Origin of the sequence: Pandoraea terrae (genome assembly GCF_902459695.1) — a bacterium.
GTDB lineage: Bacteria > Pseudomonadota > Gammaproteobacteria > Burkholderiales > Burkholderiaceae > Pandoraea > Pandoraea terrae.
Map to the genome: position 1 here is coordinate 1 of NZ_CABPRZ010000023.1, position 17,989 is coordinate 17,989.

A 17,989-nucleotide genomic window follows, 5' to 3' on the forward strand; every position below is an offset into this window, starting at 1 on the left:
TACATGGTCCAGCCGGCCGCGGTCGCGCCGCCCGGCACAAGGAACGACGCCAGCAGCAGCAGACCGCCCACGGGCAGCAGCCAGAAGCTGAAGTTGTTCATGCGCGCGAAGGCCATGTCCGATGCGCCGATCTGCAGCGGAATCATCCAGTTTGCAAAGCCGACGAACGCCGGCATGATCGCACCGAAGATCATCACGAGGCCGTGCATCGTGGTGAGCTGGTTGAAGAACTCCGGACGCATGAGCTGCAGACCCGGCTCAAACAGCTCCGCGCGGATCAACAACGCCATCACGCCGCCGGAGAGCAGCATGATGAACGAGAACAGCATGTACATCGTGCCGATGTCTTTGTGATTCGTCGCGAACAGCCAACGACGCCAGCCATGCGGATGGTCGTGTGCATGATCGTGACCCGCCACGTGATCGTGAGCGATGGAACTCATACCAAATCTCCTTCCTCGAACTGGTCGATGCGCACTGTCGGCACTTAACTCTTCTGGCCGGCAGCAGCGCCGGCTTCGGCGGTTTTACCCTCGGGCATGTTGCCGCCGCGAGCGTCCTTGACCTGGACAGGCTGCAGGATGTCTCCTGTCTTGTTGCCCCAGGAATTGCGTTCATACGTGATCACGGAAGCCAGCTCCACATCGTTGAGGTGACTCCAGTTCGGCATGGCATTCTTGCCGTGCAGCACGATGCCGATGTGATTTGCGATCGGGCCGGTGGCAATCTTCGAGCCGTCCAGCGCCGGGAACGCGCCGCCGCCCTTGCCATTGGGCTGGTGGCAGACCGCGCAGTTCGAGGCATAGACCTTCTCGCCGCGCGCCATCAGTTCCACAATCGTGTACGTCTTGTTCGGATCGTCCGCCGAAGCCGCCATCAGCTTCTTCTGCGCGTCGACCCACTTGCCGTAGTCTTCTTCCGAAACGACCTTGACGACCACAGGCATGTACGCGTGTTCCTTGCCGCACAGTTCGGTACAGAAGCCGCGGTACTCGCCGATCTTCTCGGCCTTGAACCAGGTGTCGCGCACGAAGCCCGGGATCGCATCCTGCTTCACGCCGAAGGCTGGCACGTAAAACGAGTGGATGACGTCGTTGGCGGTGGTGATCAGGCGCACCTTCTTGTTGACCGGCACGACCATCGGATTGTCGACTTCCTGCAGGTACGTGTTGCTCTTGGGCTGCTGGCCGTTGATCTGTTCACGCGGCGTGGTCAGCGTCGACAGGAACTTGATGCCCTCGCCTTCGCCCTTGAGGTAGTCGTAGCCCCACTTCCACTGGTAGCCGGTCACCTTGATGGTGACGTCGGCGTTGGTCGTGTCCTTCATGGCGACGACCGTCTTGGTGGCGGGCAGCGCCATCAGGATGACGATGATGAACGGTACGACCGTCCAGATCACTTCGACGGTAGTGCTTTCGTGGAAGTTGGCGGGCTGATGGCCTTTTGACTTGCGATGCTTGATGACCGAATAGAACATCACGCCGAACACCCCGATGAAGATCACCAGGCAGATGATCAGCATCATGTTGTGCAGGGTGTGCAGCTCCTCCGCAAGCTTGGTGACTGGAGGCTGGAAGTTGAGCTCGTTGACGGCCGGTCCCCCCGGCATATCGCTCACTGCCAGAGCGGGTGCGCCGGCGAGCAGCATGCCGCTCGCAAGGAAAGCCGCCAAGGCGTGTTTCATTTTTTTCATAGCTTCCTTACCCAAAATTACAATCCGAATCCTCTCTTGCGGACCTTACGACACTTGGGCAAGACAACGGCGCAGTTCGCGCGCAAATGCTTCGCGGCGATGCTGCGCAAGATGGACACCGATGACCACCGAGCGGCCCGCCGAACGCAGCACGATCCGTGTGCGTGGCAAGTTCTCGATATCGATGCGCACCCAGCGGGGATTGAATTCATACTGCCTCAATCTCTGTGCTGAACGTTGCTCAACCACAAGGCGTTCGGGCGACAACCGAATGACCTCGTAATCTGTGGCATGCCGGGCATAAATGACAAACGCAATGCCCACCACAAGCAAGTCCAGACCCGTAAAGGGCAATACCATCCAGCCGCCGCGCCACGCCACAATACAGGCAACACCCAGCGAAACGGCGGCCAGAGACAGGTAGAACAGGACAAACTGGCGCGGCGAAATCGCGCAATTACGCTTATGCGTCCATTCCTGCTTCACCCTATCGGTGTCAGAGGAAGTTGCGTGCATCGCCGTCACCCGTGGGGCTATTGGGTCGTTCATGTCCGGCGGCCGAACGGGGAACTTCTCTCGTTCGGGCCGCGACAAACTTACGCATTATAGAACGCTGATTCTTGACGCGACAAGATTGATACAGAGTATAGGGGTCTTGATAAAATCCCCTGAACGCTTTGATGCAAAAAAGAAATTAGGCTATTCCCTTAGATGCAGTGCACACTGAAGTCGGTTCGGCGACCAAAAGTTCCACCCGCCGTGGGCACTTCGGTTCCGCTATCCGCGGCTCCGGTTCCGGCACGGCATCGGCCCATTTTTCATCACCTTGTCTCGCCGATGGTCTAGGGACAACTCCGAAAGTCGCCGCAGCGCACGCGCGTCGCCGGAGACCGTCCGATTTCAACAGGTTCAAGCACGGCACGGCCTGCGCAGCGACCGGTCATCGGCGCGTGACACCGCGCGGCGCCGATGCCGGCCGGCGCCGGAGAAGCCGGCCTCGACTGCATGTTAGATATTTCTCCTCCACCCATGGACACGCCGGTGCCTGACAACGGCCCCGGCATGCTTCGATGACCGAGATGTCTGACAACTGCACGCCCCATGTCGCCGAACACGCGACACCGACGTTGACTGCCCTTGCTCCGTACGACAACGCGATCGCATCGGACCCGGCGCATGGCGCAGGTACGCCGCTTCTGGTCGCGTTGCACCGTCTGGAGCAGGCAACGCGCCTCGGCGACGTGTCCGCTTGCCTGAGCGAAGTCACCGCGCTGCTTCACTTCGATTATTTCTACTATCACGGCGAGTTCGGGCGAATGTTCACGCATGGCGTCAGTCACACCTTGTCGAACTACCCGGCGGAATGGCAACGCCTGTATGAGCAGAACGATTATGGGGTGCGCGATCCGATCCGCCGACATGCATGCAATCGGCTGACGCCGCTTATCTGGCACAAGACTCTGTTCCGCACGCCATGGGAACGGGCGTTTCGCGACGAGCGCGCCGGCTTCGGCCTGAAGTCGGGTCTGACGTTCCCCGTGTTCGGGCCCTCCGGCGCGTCAGGCACCCTGTCTCTGGCGGCCAATCGTCCCGATGTGCCCGCGGCCGCTCTGCGACGGACGATTCCGTGGGGCGCCACGCTGGCCGCTCACGTGCACGACGCGGTCCATCGCCTGGTCGTGCAAAGCGCCGACGCGCCGACGCGGCCGATGCTGACCAAACGCGAGCGGGAGTGCCTCGGATGGGTGGCGGCGGGCAAGACATCTTGGGAGATCGGCCGAATCCTGATGATCTCCGAACACGGCGTCATTCACCATCTGCGCAACATCATGCGCAAGCTCAACGTGACCAGCCGGCATCGCGCCGTGCATGTGGCCTCGGCCTACGGACTCATCGGCGACACGGAGATGCCATGACCGGTCCGTCAGGACATGCGTCGGAAACGTGACACGCCGCTGGGCATCATGTCGGCGATGTAGACATCGCCCGTGCTGTCGATAGTGATGCCGTGACCGACAGCGCCGAAGGTTCTGCATCGGCCGATCAGGCGGCCATCGCGCGCGTAGGCGGACAGCCGCGGACACTGGTCGGAGACGTAGATCCACCCGTCTTCGCCGACGGTGACGGCCGTCGGCAGATACAAGTCGCGGATTTCGTCGACGTACACCCCCTCGCCTGTAAATCGCTGTACCCGCCCGTTTTCGCGGTCCACCACGAGCAACGTGTCGTCCCATGCGGTCGCAATGGCATGCGGGTTCGCGAATGCCCCCGGTGCCGCACCGGCACCACCCCACGTCGCAACGTGGCGTCCGTCGGCGGCAAACCGGTGGACATGCGAATTGCCGTAACCGTCCGAGACGTAGATGTGCCCATTACGGGTGACGGTCACATCCGTCGGATGATTGAACGGCCGCCCGTATACCGGTCTATCGCGCCGCCCCAGCGAAAGCTGGTGTTGCCCCGTTGGCGAGAACACGTGCACGCAATGCCGATCGGAGTCGACGATGAAGATGCGATCGCGCGCGTCGATGTGGATGCCGTGTCCGTGTGTCACCAGATTAGTGTGCCAGTCGCCGAGGAAACGGCCCGAAGGCGAGAAGATCTGAATCACGGGGTTGCCGCGATTGAGCACGTGAAGTTCGTCGCGTGAGTTGACGGCCACGTGCGAAACAAAGCCCCTGTCGCCCGGCGTGGGCCAACGCAACCAGTCGCGATCGACGCGGTAACGCCGCTCGCCCAAGCAAACGATGTGCGCCTCGCTGCGCGCTTCAATCGCGCACATGCGGGCATTCGTCGAGATCGGCCAGCGTCTTGTAGCGTGGCAACGTGAACGTATCCGTCGCTGCACGGACGAAGTCGCCGCCGCCCAAGCGGCCGATCGGCCGCAGTTGCTGCAGATCCACGCGACACGCGCCGTCATCGAGCAGCGCGTCGTCGACGTAGATGCCCAGCACCGTCCCCAGCACCACCCAACCGCCGCCTGGCGCATTGCTGATCTCGATGATGTCCCGCACCTTGCACTCGTAGGCGACGGCGGCTTCTTTCGCGCGAGGCGGACGCACGTGCAACGACGGCACGGGCGTAATGCCCGTGAGCCCAAATTCCGACTGACCGCGCGGCAACGGCGCTGCGGAGAGATTGACTGCGCCGATATTGTCGTCCGAGGCCACGTTGACGACGAACTCGGGGACTTCTTCGATGTTGAGCAAGGTGTCCTTCTTGGCGCGCGGCGGCGGCGGCACCACCGGGCAGAAGAGCACGGTCATCGGCACGCAACACACCCCCATGAAGTACGCATAGGGCGCGATGTTCGTCTTGCCTTCGCGATCCACCGTGCTGACCCACGCGATGGGGCGCGGCAGGATCGTGCTCATCATGAAGTTGTAGATCTGCTGCTCGCTAAGATCGCCGGGTTCCAGCAACATGTTCGCCTCCACGCAAATGACATTCCACTACACCGATGCGCGCCGCCACACTCTGGGTTGGCGGCCGCGCGCTCAAGCAACGCCATCCAGAAGTGCCGCGACGTCGGCCGCGCAGCCCCACGAGAGCGAGAATCCGCCACCGCCGTGTCCGTAGTTGTGAATCACCCCGGGATTGCTGCCGTCACGCTCGACGCGCACCGAAGGCCGCGTCGGACGAAAGCCGACACCCACGTCGAGCACTTTCAATGCAGCCACATCGCTGCACAACGCGATGCATCGCGCACGGATATCCTCGATCTGATCCCTGGATACCGACGTTGAGGTCAGGCCCGCTTCCGCGAAACCGCCGAGGATGCAGTCGGTGTCTCGTTCGACGATGTACGTCGGGCGACGGGCGTCCGAATCGTCGATGAAGCAGCCGCGCACGCCACCCCGCTCCGTCCGAAGGACAATGCCGCGCGACAAACCCAGCGAGGTATCACCCCAGGTGACGCTGCCGTAGCCCGTGCAGTTCACCACGGCGTCGCATCGGACCAGCATCTCGTCCGGTGCGTCGACGCGACCGCTTTCGAATACGCCGCCCAGTTCGATGAACGTGCTCATCAGATGATTCAGATACGTGCCCGCGTGGGCCACCGGCACACGCATGCGATACCCGCCGGCATAAGCGGACGGCACGCGGCTCCGAGGTACACGGGACACATCCGGGACGCACTGAGCCCACCACGGGATGCCGTCGTCCGTCCGGAAGTACTCGGTCAGTTCCCGCATCGACACGCCCGAGTTCGCGTCCGACGCCAACGCCACAAGCGTGGCGTACGTTCGGCTCGCACGCCTCAGATAGGCAGCATCGCGCGAGGGAAAGAACGGATGCCAGATCGCCGCCGCCAGCATCGACGTCGTGTGGCCGGGCGCCTCCGCAGACCGGATCGACACCGACCGACCGGAGAGCAGCACCGCAATGCCCGTCGTCAGTCCGCTAACGCCGCACCCGACGATGCCGACATGCGAACGATTCATTGGGGCCTCCGTAATGCCGCGGACGTGTCGCCGTTGTCATGCGGCTTGGGTCTGCGCGTTCTTGCCCGCTTGCCGAGCGCGGCGTTCACGTCGCCCCACGGATCGGGATGCTTCAGTCCCGACCCCGTACTCAACAACACCACGCTCGCGCCGGCGTGAAAAGTGCCATCCTGAACACATCGAAGAAACGCCGCATATCCCACAGCCGACGACGGCTCGACCCACAAGCCGAATCGTCTTGCGAGATGTCGCGAGGCGCGTCGGATCTCGTTTTCGGTAACGGTCACGGCGACGCCCCGCGATTGCCGCAAGCCGGCCAGTGCACCGGCATGGTCTCGCGGGAAGCGCACCGAGATGCTGTCCGCCACTGTAGACGGAGCGGCCGGCGTCGGTGCACTCGGAATCGGGCGACCAGACGCGACCGTCACCCAATCGCGCGCAATGCTGGCAGACGTATCCGATTGCGCCGCGACCAGACGCGGCATCGACGTCGTCATCCCGAGTGCAAGCAGCTCGGCGAAGCCCACAGCCATCCCCGAGAGAATGTTGCCATCCCCCGTGGGTACCACCACCCAGTCGGGAACGCGCCAGCCGAGGTCTTCGGCGATTTCAAAGGCACAGGTCTTCTTGCCCTCCCGAGTGAAGGGGTTGTAGCCGGTATTGCGGCAGTAGACGCCGTCGCGGCGCGACATGTCCACGGCGTGCGCGAAGGCGTCGTCATAGTCGCCGTCGACACGCACGACCTCGGCGCCGTAGGCGGCGATCTGGGCAAGCTTGGCCGATGGCGTTCGGCGCGGCACCACGATCGTTGCCGCGATGCCTTGCGCTGCCGCGATGCACGCCAGCGACGCACCGGCGTTCCCCGTGGACGCGGCGACCACATGACGGTAGCCATGCATCAGCGCGACCGCGACGGCCAACTCTGTGGCGCGATCCTTCAACGATCCGCTGGGATTGCGGGTTTCATCCTTGATCCGGAGACGAACGCCGTCGCCGTCGCCGCAATCGAGCAAGGGTGTGCCGCCGACCAGCAATCGGCTGCCAAACGCCTGCGGCGCCGGCAACAACGGCGCGTAACGCCACATGCCGTGTCCGCCGATCCGCTCGCGCAGCCCGCGTGCCGTCTTCACGTCCACGTCGTCGTACGCGATGCGCAGGTTCTGCGCCCCTTCGCACGCGCACACATATCGCATTCCATCCGCCGAATCGAAGGCGCCGCAATGCATGCAGACGTAGTGGAAGTTGCGTCTCTTCATGACAGGCACATCGGGTTGAGCAACTTCGTCATGATCGCGTTCTGCGCGTGCAGACGGTTGCCCGCCTGTGCAAACACCCACGATCGAGGACCGTCGAGCACGCCGTCGCTGACCTCTTGCCCGCGATCGGCCGGGAGGCAATGCATGTAGCCGGCCTCGGGCGCTGCCAGCGCCATCACCTCGTCAGTCACGCACCAATCACGATGTTGCTCGAACAGGTCCGTCATGCGCGCTTCGTTGACAGGCGAACCAAGGTGCTTTGGCAAGCATGTCAAGCTGCACCAGGACTTTGCATATACGACCTCCGCACCATTGATGCCCTCACGAAAATCGTTGACGAATCGGAGCGTCGCGCCGGATTCCTTCGCGAACGCGCCGGCGGTCGAGGCCACGCCCGCGTCCAACTCGAAGCCTCGCGGATGTGAGACGGTAATGTCCATCCCGCATTTGGCGGCGGCCAGCAGAAGGCTTTGCGGCACGGCCACCGGCTTGTGCCAACTCCCCGAGTAGGCCCAACTGATGCACAGGCGGCGGGCGTTCAGCGATCCGAGTTTCTCGGTCAGCGTCATCACGTCCGCCAGCGCCTGGCAGGGGTGGAAGCGATCGCATTCCATGTTGATCACAGGAATGCCCGACCATTTGGCGAAAGCCTCTATGCAGCGGTGCGCGTGTCCGTAGACCCACTTCGCTGGCTCGCCATACATGCGGATGCCGATCGCGTCGCCAAACTCCGAAAGGACGCGAGCGACGTCGCTGATCCGTTCGGTTGCGTAAGGCATCTCGTCGCCGGGAAGCGCTGGTGTATAGATGCCGTCGGGATCGAGCACGATCGGCAGGCCGCCCATCTTGGACAGACCGGTCACGAAGCTGCTTCGCGTGCGCAATGACGGATTGAAGAACAGGAAGTAAATCGCCCGCCCGAGCAGCACCTCGCGGGCACGATCGGGATACCCTTGTTTGAATTTCAGTGCCTCCCGAATCAGCGCGCGATAGTTTGGGCCGTCCATCCCAATGTCCGGCGCCACCCAGTCACGTAGCGCGGAAGTTACACCTGCGTCGTGCGTCATGTCAGTGCTCCGTGAAATCGATGCGACAACGTGCAACTTTCGCTTCGAAAGCGCTCGCGCATGTCATGCCCAATCGCTCGAACAGGCGGCGCGGCGCGACAGCCGCCGTCATCATCTGCTCTCGCACCATCGTTATGTCGAACGATTCCAAGAGGATGCTTTTGGCGTCGGCGTCATCAATGCCGACTGCGGCCAGATCGCGTTTGAGGGCGACGGGATCGGGCGCGAGAAAAGCCATCATGACGTTCGGCAGCAGCCGCTCGACAAACGCCATGGCGGCGTCATCGAGCATAGGGAGAAAGCGCTCGGCAAAGCGGATGAAGAACGCCTGATGCCGCCCCTCGTCCGCCGCGTGATCGAGCATCAGCGCCGCCACCGGAGGATAGACCTGATCCGACGCCCCTGCCTTGCGCAACGTCGTCGTAATGAGGGTTTCGGTGACGATCGCACAACAGACCACGGCGAGCGTGTAGCGCGCTGCCGTTGACGGCCCGCACAGGTGACGCAGACGCGCCATCGTTGATGAAGGGGCGCGCGCCAACGCGTATCCGGTCTGCGAAAATATGGCGTGCCGAAAACGTTCCATCATGAGCGTGTGATATCCCTCGTCGGTGTAGACGGCCAACGCCTCCGCGCGCAGTTCATCGGATACCCACGCCCGCCCGAGCATGGCCTCGACGGCGTAGTTGACGATGTTCAATTCGACACACTCGGTCGTCGACAGATAGTCCGCGAGGCGGCGAGCGCTGAGCGACCGGATCGTCTCCATGCCACGCTCACGCACCCTCGCATGCATGCAGTACGGCATGAGTTCGGGGTTGAAAAACACGTGCGCGGCATCGAGCGGCGGAAATTCGGCTGTGTCATCGCGGACCCTCACCATCGCAACCCGGTGCCAGTCCCGCCGGCGCGATCGATCCAATCCGCTGGCCGACCTACCGCCGGTCTCGGCGTCGTCCGTCCGCGCCGCCGTGTTCACCCGCCGTGCCGACGCTAACATGTCGTGTCCATCTCAAGCCGCCAAGTGTTGCCTCGCTCCGGCCCCAGCCCGAAACCACCGATGGAAACGCCGAGGTAGCGTTCGAGCGTGGCCACTAAGCGCAACACGTTCTCGCTGACACTGCCGTCCGGACGCATCGTCACGTCGTCGCGCGAGAGCGGCGGCAACACCGCATACCCGTCGCGCACGCGCGTGCCGAGGCGATCCTCCTCGCTTTGCTCACCCCCGCTTCCCGTCCAGATCGGAATGCCTTCGAACGACGAACTCGCGAACAGCGCAAGACTGTCGATCTTGTTGATGTAGATGCAATCGACCGCATGCTGCCGGACGGTTGCCTTCAGTTGCGCCACGTCGAACATGCCGACGCGGCGCGGGCGGCCGGTGCCCGTGCCGTATTCGCCAGTCAGCATGCGCAATGCCACGCCGATATCGAAAGCATCTCGCGATCTGAGCAACGCCTCGGGATCGAAAAGCTCCCGCTCGCGCGCGGCGCCGTATGACAGCAATGCGGCTTTGCGGCAGTAATCCTCGGACAAGCTACCGCCGAACTCTGAACGGAACGGGCCCTGCCCCACACGCGACATGATCGCTTTCGCGACGCCGATGGTACGGCGGTGGCATCTGGGCGGAAGATCCCCGCCGACGTAGGCGTAGGCAGGGATCGTATGACTTGCCGTGACGTAAGGCTGCTCGCCATGGACGACATCGAGCAGCACGGACTGAGCGCCTTCGAACAGCACGCGCGCGCCGGCATCGACGCGCGTCGCAAGATAGTCGGCATTCGGCGAGACATATTTCGCGACCACCTCGAGCGCACCGGGAAGCCCGGCCCGAAGATCGTCGACGCGAGTCGTGAGCTTGTCGCGCAACCCGGCATCAAGCGTCGACAGATGGTATCTCGCACCCTGTTCCATGGCGTCGACCGTGGCGGCCGTCGCCTCGACCAGATCCTTGATCTGGAAGTTGACCCGCAAGCCATCGTGCGTACGCAAGGCACGGTCGGCATAGCACGGTCCCATCCCGTTGCCGGTAGTGCCGATAAAGCCCCCGTCGACTTCATCGCGCGCGATGTGCGCCATTTGCACGAGAGCGGCGTGCGGATGAATGTGGAGGCGTCCGGACAGATCGACGCCCAGCGATTCGACGCTGCGAATTTCATCCGCCAGCTTCCATACATTGAGCGCGCACCCGGACCCGATGTAGAGCGCCACGTGCGGATGGAAGACGCCGGACGGCAACTGCCGCAGGGCGATGCGGCCGTCCGGCGTATCGATCGTGTGGCCCGCGTTCGCGCCGCCGTTAAAACGGGCGATGAGATCATATTCCGGCGCAAGCACATCGATAATCTTGGCCTTGCCCTCGTCACCATACTGCAATCCGACGAGGACATCGGCATACCCCGGGCGGGAAGCCGCAGGACGAAAGGCGGTGGAACAAGCGGCGGCGTGTTGGGCGTTTTCCATAATTGAATCAGCCTCTTTCGACATCAAAATGAAACTGGGAAATCGACGGCTGCGTCGGCGCCAGCGTTCGGTAGACCATTTGCGCAACGGCGATGTCGAGCACACCCATACCGAATGGCGAGAAGACAACCGCTTTGTCACGCGCCGGCACCTCGCCGCCGCAAAGCATCTCCGGCAGCGACGTTGTGATGAAATCGCGGCGGCCCGTCTGCTGATGTGTCAGCTGCAGCGACGTCGATGCCTTGAGACAGTGATCGGCGTCGTCGACAATGTTGTGGCACGACAGGATCAGATCGCTCGACAGGTCACGCAGCGAGAGATGCAGCACGATCGGCGCGTGGGCCAACAACGTCGCGTCGAAAACGTGCGGTGTCGCCGCCGTCGTGCAGAAGACGACGACATCCGCGCAGCCGATGGCGCGCCCGATGGACGCTTCCGTGGCCGTGGCAAAGCCCTGCTCGCGATGCACGCGCTCCGCAAGCGCTTCGGCGTATCGCGGCTCGACGTCGTGCATGACGATCCGCTCAATGCAAACGCCCGCTAATGGCAGGTATTGCGCCACGTAGCGTGCAATCAGTCCCGCGCCGATGAAGGCGACAACATGGGGCTTGCCGGCACGCTCCACCGCGAGCAGGCGAAGCGCGCTGACGGCGCTCGCTGCGGTGCGCGAGGCGCTGATGATGCTCGCCTCCATGCAGGCCATCGGATATCCGGTGGCGGGGTCGTTGAGAATTAACGCGGCGGACGCCCGCGGAATCCCGTGCCGGATATTGTCGGGAAAGCTCGCTATCCATTTGATGCCGATTGCGGCGTCTTCGCTGTCTTCGCCGATATGTGCCGGCAGTGCGATGACACGGTTGCGCTGCGCAAGTGGGAAGTGCAGGAACTGGCTATCCGGATTGTGCGTGCGCCCGCATGCGTGCGCGCGATACGCGCGCTCGACAGCATGCAGCACATCTCGCTTGCGGTCGTGCAGAACATCATGAACCTGGCGCCCGGTGAATACATGGAATGGCGGCGGTGCGATCGAGGGCGTATTCATGCGATCTGGTTCAAGGTGGATGGCGAAGCGACGCGCAAGTCGTAGTGCCCCTCGACCCAATCGTCGGCGTAGATGCTGTCCAGATACTTCTCCCCCATGTCGGGAGATAGTGCGACGATCGTTTGCGTGCTGTCCAGCCGATCGGCCATGCCGCGCACGGCGCTCAGCACCGTTCCGGTCGATCCGCCCGCAAGCAAGCCACACGCGGCGAGCTCACGGCAGCATCGGATCGTGTCTTCTTCACGAACATGCACAACGGCGTCCGGCATCGAGGCATCGCACAGCTCAGGCTTGCGGCTGGTGCCAAGCCCGGGTATCAGACGACGCGCGGCCGGCGTGCCGAACGTGACGGACCCGACACTGTCCACGGCAACAATGCGCGTGCGCGGACTGCGCGCTTTCAAGTATCGCGCGCAGCCCATCAAGGTGCCCGTGGTGCCCGCGCCGATGAAAACGTAGTCCGGTGACGGGAACGCCTTCAGTATCTCGGGACCGGTCCAGCGGTAATGCGCGCGCCAGTTGCTCGCGTTGGCGTACTGGTTCAACCACAAGACACGCCGGTCGCCGGCGGCCATGCTGCGGATCAAGGCGATGCGTGTTCCCAGGAAGCCGCCGGCACTGTCTCGCTTCGTCACGGGAATGACGCGGGCGCCCATCGAATGCATGATCCGTATCGCGTACTCGGAGGTATTCGGGTCCACGACGCAGGTGAAGCGATAGCCGCGGTTGGCGCAGACCATGGACAGCGCGACGCCCAGGTTTCCCGACGACGATTCGATCAACTCGGTATCGGCCGCGATGCGTCCTTCGCGCTCGAAGTCCTCGACGAGTTGCAACGCAGTCTTTAACTTGATGGACCCTGCCACGTTCAAACCTTCGAGCTTGAGGTGAACGGTCGTACGGCACAGGCCGTGTATCGACACGAAGCGAGGTGGTGGGGGCGTCAGGAAACCCGCATCGACACTCAAGCGGATATCGGTCGAATCTGTGTCCATCGGCATGCCTCCCGTTCGCGCATGACAAACAAGTCAACGCATCAGCGCCCCACATCCAATTTGAGCGGAGGGGCTTTCGAGAGACCATTAGATCGGATTTCGGCGACGCGAAACACTACAAGGTCTTGTAGGTGGGCGGTGGTCGAGGAGACTGTCAGAAAGGCGTGCGAACGCCCCGAGGGCGTCGCCGATCATGTAACACGACAGCGACGCGGCCCCCGGGGCGGCGCGGCGCCGGGACGATTACATGCCGCGTGAACGGCCGCCGCGCCCGATGTCCTGCACGCGGATCACAGCATGGCCGGCGGCATCGGTCTTCGACGGGACTTTCCACGCATGGCCGTAGACGATCTCGAAGGTCAGCGCGAGCGTGCCGTCCGCACGCCGCTGCCGTTCGAGGGCCCCAAGCAACGCGCCATATCGGCGCTTGCCGGTCAACCCGCCACGCCGCTCCGGCTGCGGATTCACGCCGAGCAGACGCACGTCGCGCAATAGCGCCTCGGGCGTCTCGAACGTCAGCGTAATCGTCTCCATGTCGGCCACCGGCGTATCGAAACCGCTCTGTACCAGCATGTCGCCGAGGTCGTGCATATCGGTCGGCGTGAGCGCGTGCGGCAGCGTGTCGACTTCCGCCCATGCGGCGCGCAACTCGCGCAGCGTATCGGGGCCGAAGGCGGAGAACATCAGGAGTCCGTCGTTCGACAGGACACGATGCCATTCGGGTACCACGCGATGCGGCTCACGAAACCAGTGCAGCGCCAGGTTCGACCAGACCAGGTCGACGCACGCATCGGCCAGCGGCAAAGCCGAGAAGTCGCCTTGCACCACGCCGAACGCCGGCGCCGCGCGCAGCAGGCGGCGCCAGCCGGAGGCTGCTCCTTGGGAAGCTGCCGCAATCGTCATCGCCGCCGACGCATCCAGACCAATCCGATAAGCCGAAGGATAACGCTCGCCCAGCGCGACGAGATCGGCACCCGTGCCGCAGCCGGCATCGAGCACGCGCCGCGGCTGGAGCTTGATGTACTCGAGACGGCTGGCCAGGCGCGCCGCGATCTCGCGCATCAGAAAATCGGCATCGGCCCAATGCGGCGCGCGGCGATCGAACGCGGCACGCAGGAATCGGGACGGGAACGGCGCCACGGACGGTGGCACGACTTGGGCTTCGGCAGGCTTCATGGGACAGGCTAGGAGGCGAGTCGGCAGTATACTCGCCCCTGCATAAACGCACCGGCGGCGGCTTGCGCCCCGGTTTTCGGGACACTGCGCCAGCCGGTGCATTTGACGCACCGTCACCTGTGTGCCGGTTTCATTCTCCCGCTTTTTGCCGATGGTTCGCTCATGCCGCTCGCTTTGTCGTTCACCGCCTTGACTTCGGGTTTCCTGCGCATTGCGCTGCCCGAGCATTGCGCCGTGTGCGGCGTGCGCGCCGATCGGCAAATGTGCGGCGTCTGCGCGCAAGTCTTCGATGCCGGACAACCGGCCGCCGACCGCCCGATCCGCTGTTTGCGCTGCGCCGCAGCAATGCAGACGGGTGCGGCAAATTGTCGCACCCGGGTGTGTGACCAGTGCCTGGCCTGGTCGCCGGCATTCGACCATTCGCTGGCCCTTGCCGATTACCGGCCTCCGCTCGACCGATTGATGATGCGTTTGAAGTTTCATGGCCGGCTGCCGCTCGCACGCGAATTCGGGCTGCGTCTTGCGGATGCGCTCGGCGAGCGGGGGATAGCGGACGACACCTTGCTCGTGCCCGTGCCGCTGGCCCGGGAACGCCTGGTCACGCGCGGCTTCAATCAGGCATGGGAGATCGCACGCGTCGCGGCCCGCCGGTTGCAGCGTCCCGCCGATGCGCACTGCCTGAGGCGGGTGCGCGAAACGGCGCAGCAAAGCCGGCTGGAGCGTGCGGCGCGTCAGCGCAACCTGCGCACCGTATTCGCAGCTGGCGCCGCCGTGCGGGACCGTGCCGTCGTGCTCGTCGATGACGTGATGACCACCGGGGCCACCTGCCACGAAGCGGCCGACGCACTGAAACAGGCGGGCGCACGGGAGGTCACGGCCGCCGTCGTGCTGCGCACGCGGCATTCCTGAACACCACCGGCACGCATCGCGCGCCTTTTACCTTAAGAACTTCACCATGTTCAACGTCGTCCTCGTCGAGCCCGAAATTCCGCCCAACACGGGCAACGTCATCCGGCTGTGCGCCAATACGGGCGCACGGCTGCACCTGATCGAACCGCTCGGCTTTCCACTCGACGACGCGCGCATGCGCCGCGCCGGGCTCGATTATCACGAGTATGCGCAAATGCAGGTTCACAAGGATTGGCACGCCTTCCTCGCCGCCGAAAAACCCGACCCGGCACGGATGTTCGCCCTGACCACGCGCGGTTCGCGTCCGTTCGGCGAATTGGCGTTCCAACCGGGCGACTGGTTCGTCTTCGGTTCGGAAACGCGCGGCCTCGCGCCCGCCTTGCTCGACACCTTCGACTTGCCGCAACGCGTGCGTCTGCCGATGCGACCTGACAACCGCAGCCTCAACCTGTCGAACACGGTCGCGGTCGTGGTGTTTGAAGCTTGGCGTCAGCAAGGATACGCCGGCGGGGCATAGCCCGCCAGGCGAGGGGCGCCGGCAGCGTCAGGCGGTATCGCCGCCCTCTCGCTCGGCACGGGCGTCACGACGCAGCAGCGCTTCCACGGCGTCGCGCGCAGGCAGTCCGTCGAACAGTATCGCGCACACGGCTTCGGTAATGGGCATCGAAACGCCGTGCCGGTGCGCGAGGTCGCGCACCGCGCGCGCGCAACGCACGCCCTCGGCGACATGTCCCAGCGCGGCGAGGACGTCGTCGAGCGGCTTGCCCTTGGCGAGCTCCAGTCCGACGGTGCGATTGCGCGACAGGTCGCCGGTCGCCGTCAGGATCAGGTCACCGACCCCGGTCAGCCCCATGAAAGTTTCGGGTTTGCCGCCGAGGGCGACACCCAGACGGGTCATCTCGGCCAGCCCGCGCGTGACCAGCGCGGCGCGCGCGTTCAGGCCCAGGCCGAGGCCATCGCCGATGCCCGTGGCGATCGCCAGCACGTTCTTGACGGCACCGCCGACCTCGACGCCGACGAGATCGTCGCTCGAATAGATCCGCAACGCCCCGAAATGGCAGGCGTCAATGGCCAACTCGCACAACGCGGTTTCGGTGCTCGCGATCGTCAGCGCCGCGGGCAGCCCCTGCGCGACTTCCTTCGCGAAGCTCGGGCCGGACAGCGACCCCCCGGCCACTTCCGGAAACGTTTCGGCCACCACCGTGTGAGGCAGCAGGCCGGTCTCCGCTTCGAAACCCTTGCAGAGCCAGACCAGATAACGGGGCCGCATGCCGGCGGCACGCATCGCCTGGGCGAGCGCGCGCAAGCCGGCCACAGGTACGGCGGCCACGCATAGATCGGCCTCGCCGGCGCCATGAGCGAGCGCGGCGGCGAAATCGCCGGTATAGCAAAGTTGGGGATTGAGGGGGCACCCCGGCAAGTACACCGGGTTTTCCCTGTGGGCGGTCAGCTGCGCAACAATTTGCGGATCACGCGCCCAAAGCAGGACATCGTGGCGAGCCGCCATGTGGCTCGCCATGGCGGTACCCCAGGCACCGGCGCCGAATACAGCAATCTTCATGACTCTCTCTCGTACGCCGGTGGGGCTTGCCGCCGGAACCGCTGTGACTGTGCTGCTTAGTGCGTCTGCGCCGCGCTGCCGTCAGGCATCACGAGTCCCGCACCGCCGGCGCTGCCGTTGGCGCCCTGCTGCTCTGTCAACGCGGCCAGGCGCTGTTCGTACAGGGCCTGGAAATTGATTTCCGCGAGGTGGATCGGCTGGAAGCCGGCGCGGCTGATCGCGTCGGCGACGTTGGCGCGCAGGTAAGGATAAACGATCGTCGGGCAGGCGATGCCGATCAGCGGATCGAGTTGTTCGACCGGCACGTTGCGAATTTCGAAGATACCTGCTTGCTTGCCTTCGACGAGGAACGCGACCTTGTCCTTGATCTTGGCCGTGACCGTGGCAATTACCACCACTTCGAAGATTTCTTCGGCCAGGCGCTCCGCGGCGACGTCGACTTGCACTTCGACGGTCGGCATGTCCTGTTCCAGGAAAATCGCGGGCGAGTTCGGTTGCTCCAGCGACAGATCCTTGAGGTAGGCGCGCTGAATGCTGAAAAACGGCTGGTTCTGGTCGGACATTTCATTTCCTTGGGATAAAACAGCCGCGCATGGGCGCGGCTGGCGATCGGTATTGTGCCGGGGGTATTACGCGACTTGCAAGAGCGGCAACAGTCCGCCTGCGCGATCGAGCGCGGACAGATCGTCGTAACCGCCGACATGATGCTCGTCAATGTAGATCTGCGGCACGGTGCGGCGGCTGGTGCGCGCCATCATTTCGTCGCGGCGGCCTGGTTCCCGGTCGATCAGGATTTTTTCGATTTCCTCGACGCCGCGCTGGCGCAGCAGGCGCTCGGCCATCTGGCAATACGGGCACACCTGGGTGCTGTACATCAGGACTTTCGGCATTTTGGCTCCCTTACTTGACCACCGGCAGACCGGCTTCCTGCCACGCGGCCAGCCCACCTTGCAAGCTGAACGCTTCCGCGTAGCCGAGACTGCGCAGCAGCGACTGAGCCTTGGCCGAGCGCTGACCGCTCTTGCAGACGATCAGCACGGGCGCCGCCTTGTTTTTGATAACCTGTGCGACCTTGCCCTCGACATCGTCGAGCGGCAGGTTGCGCGCCTGCGGCAGGTGGCCGCCGGCAAACTCCTCGCTGCTGCGCACGTCGAGGATGACGGCGCCCTTGCGATTGATCAGCTGGGTCGCTTCCATCGTCGACAGACCCTTGCCGCCCCGTTTGAACACCGGCCAGGCCAGCAGGCCCCCGGAAACCAGCGCGATGGCAATCAAAGCGAGGTTGGTGTAATCGGCGAAGAACTTCACAAACCACCTAAAAGTATCAAAGTAATCCGGTCATTATAAAATATTCCGGTTAATGCGCCGGATATCCCGCATCA

At 63.8% G+C, this 17,989-nt stretch carries 19 protein-coding genes and 1 pseudogene; 3 read left to right on the forward strand and 17 right to left on the reverse strand.

Annotated elements, in window-relative coordinates:
- The 3 genes and pseudogenes from PTE30175_RS21380 to PTE30175_RS21390 form a co-directional block, all read right to left on the reverse strand.
- Positions 1 to 443, reverse strand: a 443-nt coding sequence (locus tag PTE30175_RS21380; protein WP_191629165.1) for a cbb3-type cytochrome c oxidase subunit I, incomplete at its 3' end; no start/stop codon positions are given.
- Between the two features lie 59 nt (positions 444 to 502).
- Positions 503 to 1,717, reverse strand: a pseudogene (coxB, locus tag PTE30175_RS21385) (cytochrome c oxidase subunit II); the annotation flags it as partial.
- Between the two features lie 21 nt (positions 1,718 to 1,738).
- Positions 1,739 to 2,209, reverse strand: coding sequence for a DUF2244 domain-containing protein (locus tag PTE30175_RS21390; RefSeq protein WP_150699088.1), 471 nt, complete (start codon positions 2,207 to 2,209; stop codon positions 1,739 to 1,741).
- 554 nt (positions 2,210 to 2,763) lie between these two features.
- On the opposite strand from PTE30175_RS21390, the gene PTE30175_RS21395 reads away from it, so the two are divergent.
- The gene (locus tag PTE30175_RS21395) at positions 2,764 to 3,609 is read left to right on the forward strand and encodes a helix-turn-helix transcriptional regulator (RefSeq protein ID WP_150699089.1); all 846 of its coding nucleotides are present in this window, start codon (positions 2,764 to 2,766) and stop codon (positions 3,607 to 3,609) included.
- Between the two features lie 8 nt (positions 3,610 to 3,617).
- Here PTE30175_RS21395 and PTE30175_RS21400 read toward each other — a convergent pair whose 3' ends face one another.
- The 10 genes from PTE30175_RS21400 to PTE30175_RS21445 form a co-directional block, all read right to left on the reverse strand.
- On the reverse strand, positions 3,618 to 4,475 hold the full coding sequence (locus PTE30175_RS21400; RefSeq protein ID WP_191629166.1) for an NHL repeat-containing protein: 858 nt from the start codon (positions 4,473 to 4,475) through the stop codon (positions 3,618 to 3,620).
- Positions 4,462 to 5,118 carry a flavin reductase family protein gene (locus PTE30175_RS21405; RefSeq protein WP_150699091.1) on the reverse strand — a complete coding sequence of 219 codons (657 nt, stop codon included), beginning with the start codon at positions 5,116 to 5,118 and terminating at the stop codon, positions 4,462 to 4,464. Before PTE30175_RS21405 ends, PTE30175_RS21400 begins: the two co-directional genes overlap by 14 nt.
- A gap of 72 nt (positions 5,119 to 5,190) precedes the next feature.
- Positions 5,191 to 6,138 carry an FAD-dependent oxidoreductase gene (locus PTE30175_RS21410; RefSeq protein WP_150699092.1) on the reverse strand — a complete coding sequence of 316 codons (948 nt, stop codon included), beginning with the start codon at positions 6,136 to 6,138 and terminating at the stop codon, positions 5,191 to 5,193.
- Positions 6,135 to 7,394 (reverse strand): threonine synthase, encoded by a 1,260-nt coding sequence (locus PTE30175_RS21415; protein WP_150699093.1) that lies wholly within the window; start codon positions 7,392 to 7,394, stop codon positions 6,135 to 6,137. The genes PTE30175_RS21410 and PTE30175_RS21415 overlap by 4 nt, the downstream gene beginning before the upstream one ends.
- Positions 7,391 to 8,461 (reverse strand): ornithine carbamoyltransferase, encoded by a 1,071-nt coding sequence (locus tag PTE30175_RS21420; RefSeq protein ID WP_150699094.1) that lies wholly within the window; start codon positions 8,459 to 8,461, stop codon positions 7,391 to 7,393. The genes PTE30175_RS21415 and PTE30175_RS21420 overlap by 4 nt, the downstream gene beginning before the upstream one ends.
- 1 nt (position 8,462) lies before the next feature.
- Positions 8,463 to 9,461: a diiron oxygenase gene (locus PTE30175_RS21425; RefSeq protein WP_150699095.1), complete on the reverse strand. Its 999-nt coding sequence runs from the start codon at positions 9,459 to 9,461 to the stop codon at positions 8,463 to 8,465.
- Positions 9,455 to 10,924 carry an adenylosuccinate synthetase gene (locus tag PTE30175_RS21430; protein ID WP_150699096.1) on the reverse strand — a complete coding sequence of 490 codons (1,470 nt, stop codon included), beginning with the start codon at positions 10,922 to 10,924 and terminating at the stop codon, positions 9,455 to 9,457. The genes PTE30175_RS21425 and PTE30175_RS21430 overlap by 7 nt, the downstream gene beginning before the upstream one ends.
- A 7-nt stretch (positions 10,925 to 10,931) precedes the next feature.
- Positions 10,932 to 11,966, reverse strand: a complete 1,035-nt coding sequence (gene sbnB, locus PTE30175_RS21435) for a 2,3-diaminopropionate biosynthesis protein SbnB (protein WP_150699097.1) — start codon at positions 11,964 to 11,966, stop codon at positions 10,932 to 10,934.
- Positions 11,963 to 12,961, reverse strand: a complete 999-nt coding sequence (gene sbnA, locus PTE30175_RS21440; RefSeq protein WP_150699098.1) for a 2,3-diaminopropionate biosynthesis protein SbnA — start codon at positions 12,959 to 12,961, stop codon at positions 11,963 to 11,965. The genes sbnB and sbnA overlap by 4 nt, the downstream gene beginning before the upstream one ends.
- Positions 12,962 to 13,204: 243 nt before the next feature.
- Positions 13,205 to 14,137: a methyltransferase domain-containing protein gene (locus tag PTE30175_RS21445; RefSeq protein ID WP_150699099.1), complete on the reverse strand. Its 933-nt coding sequence runs from the start codon at positions 14,135 to 14,137 to the stop codon at positions 13,205 to 13,207.
- A gap of 162 nt (positions 14,138 to 14,299) precedes the next feature.
- On the opposite strand from PTE30175_RS21445, the gene PTE30175_RS21450 reads away from it, so the two are divergent.
- Entirely contained in the window at positions 14,300 to 15,046 is a 747-nt protein-coding gene (locus PTE30175_RS21450) for a ComF family protein (protein WP_150699100.1), read from the forward strand.
- Between the two features lie 46 nt (positions 15,047 to 15,092).
- Positions 15,093 to 15,563 carry a tRNA (uridine(34)/cytosine(34)/5-carboxymethylaminomethyluridine(34)-2'-O)-methyltransferase TrmL gene (gene trmL, locus PTE30175_RS21455; RefSeq protein ID WP_150699101.1) on the forward strand — a complete coding sequence of 157 codons (471 nt, stop codon included), beginning with the start codon at positions 15,093 to 15,095 and terminating at the stop codon, positions 15,561 to 15,563.
- A 27-nt stretch (positions 15,564 to 15,590) separates the two neighbouring features.
- Here trmL and PTE30175_RS21460 read toward each other — a convergent pair whose 3' ends face one another.
- From PTE30175_RS21460 to PTE30175_RS21475, 4 genes are all read right to left on the reverse strand, one after another.
- The gene (locus PTE30175_RS21460; protein ID WP_150699102.1) at positions 15,591 to 16,607 is read right to left on the reverse strand and encodes an NAD(P)H-dependent glycerol-3-phosphate dehydrogenase; all 1,017 of its coding nucleotides are present in this window, start codon (positions 16,605 to 16,607) and stop codon (positions 15,591 to 15,593) included.
- 56 nt (positions 16,608 to 16,663) lie between these two features.
- Positions 16,664 to 17,170 carry a protein-export chaperone SecB gene (gene secB, locus PTE30175_RS21465; RefSeq protein ID WP_150699103.1) on the reverse strand — a complete coding sequence of 169 codons (507 nt, stop codon included), beginning with the start codon at positions 17,168 to 17,170 and terminating at the stop codon, positions 16,664 to 16,666.
- A gap of 66 nt (positions 17,171 to 17,236) precedes the next feature.
- Positions 17,237 to 17,497 (reverse strand): glutaredoxin 3, encoded by a 261-nt coding sequence (gene grxC / locus PTE30175_RS21470; protein WP_150699104.1) that lies wholly within the window; start codon positions 17,495 to 17,497, stop codon positions 17,237 to 17,239.
- A 10-nt stretch (positions 17,498 to 17,507) separates the two neighbouring features.
- The gene (locus tag PTE30175_RS21475; RefSeq protein ID WP_150699105.1) at positions 17,508 to 17,915 is read right to left on the reverse strand and encodes a rhodanese-like domain-containing protein; all 408 of its coding nucleotides are present in this window, start codon (positions 17,913 to 17,915) and stop codon (positions 17,508 to 17,510) included.
- Positions 17,916 to 17,989 lie beyond the last annotated feature (74 nt).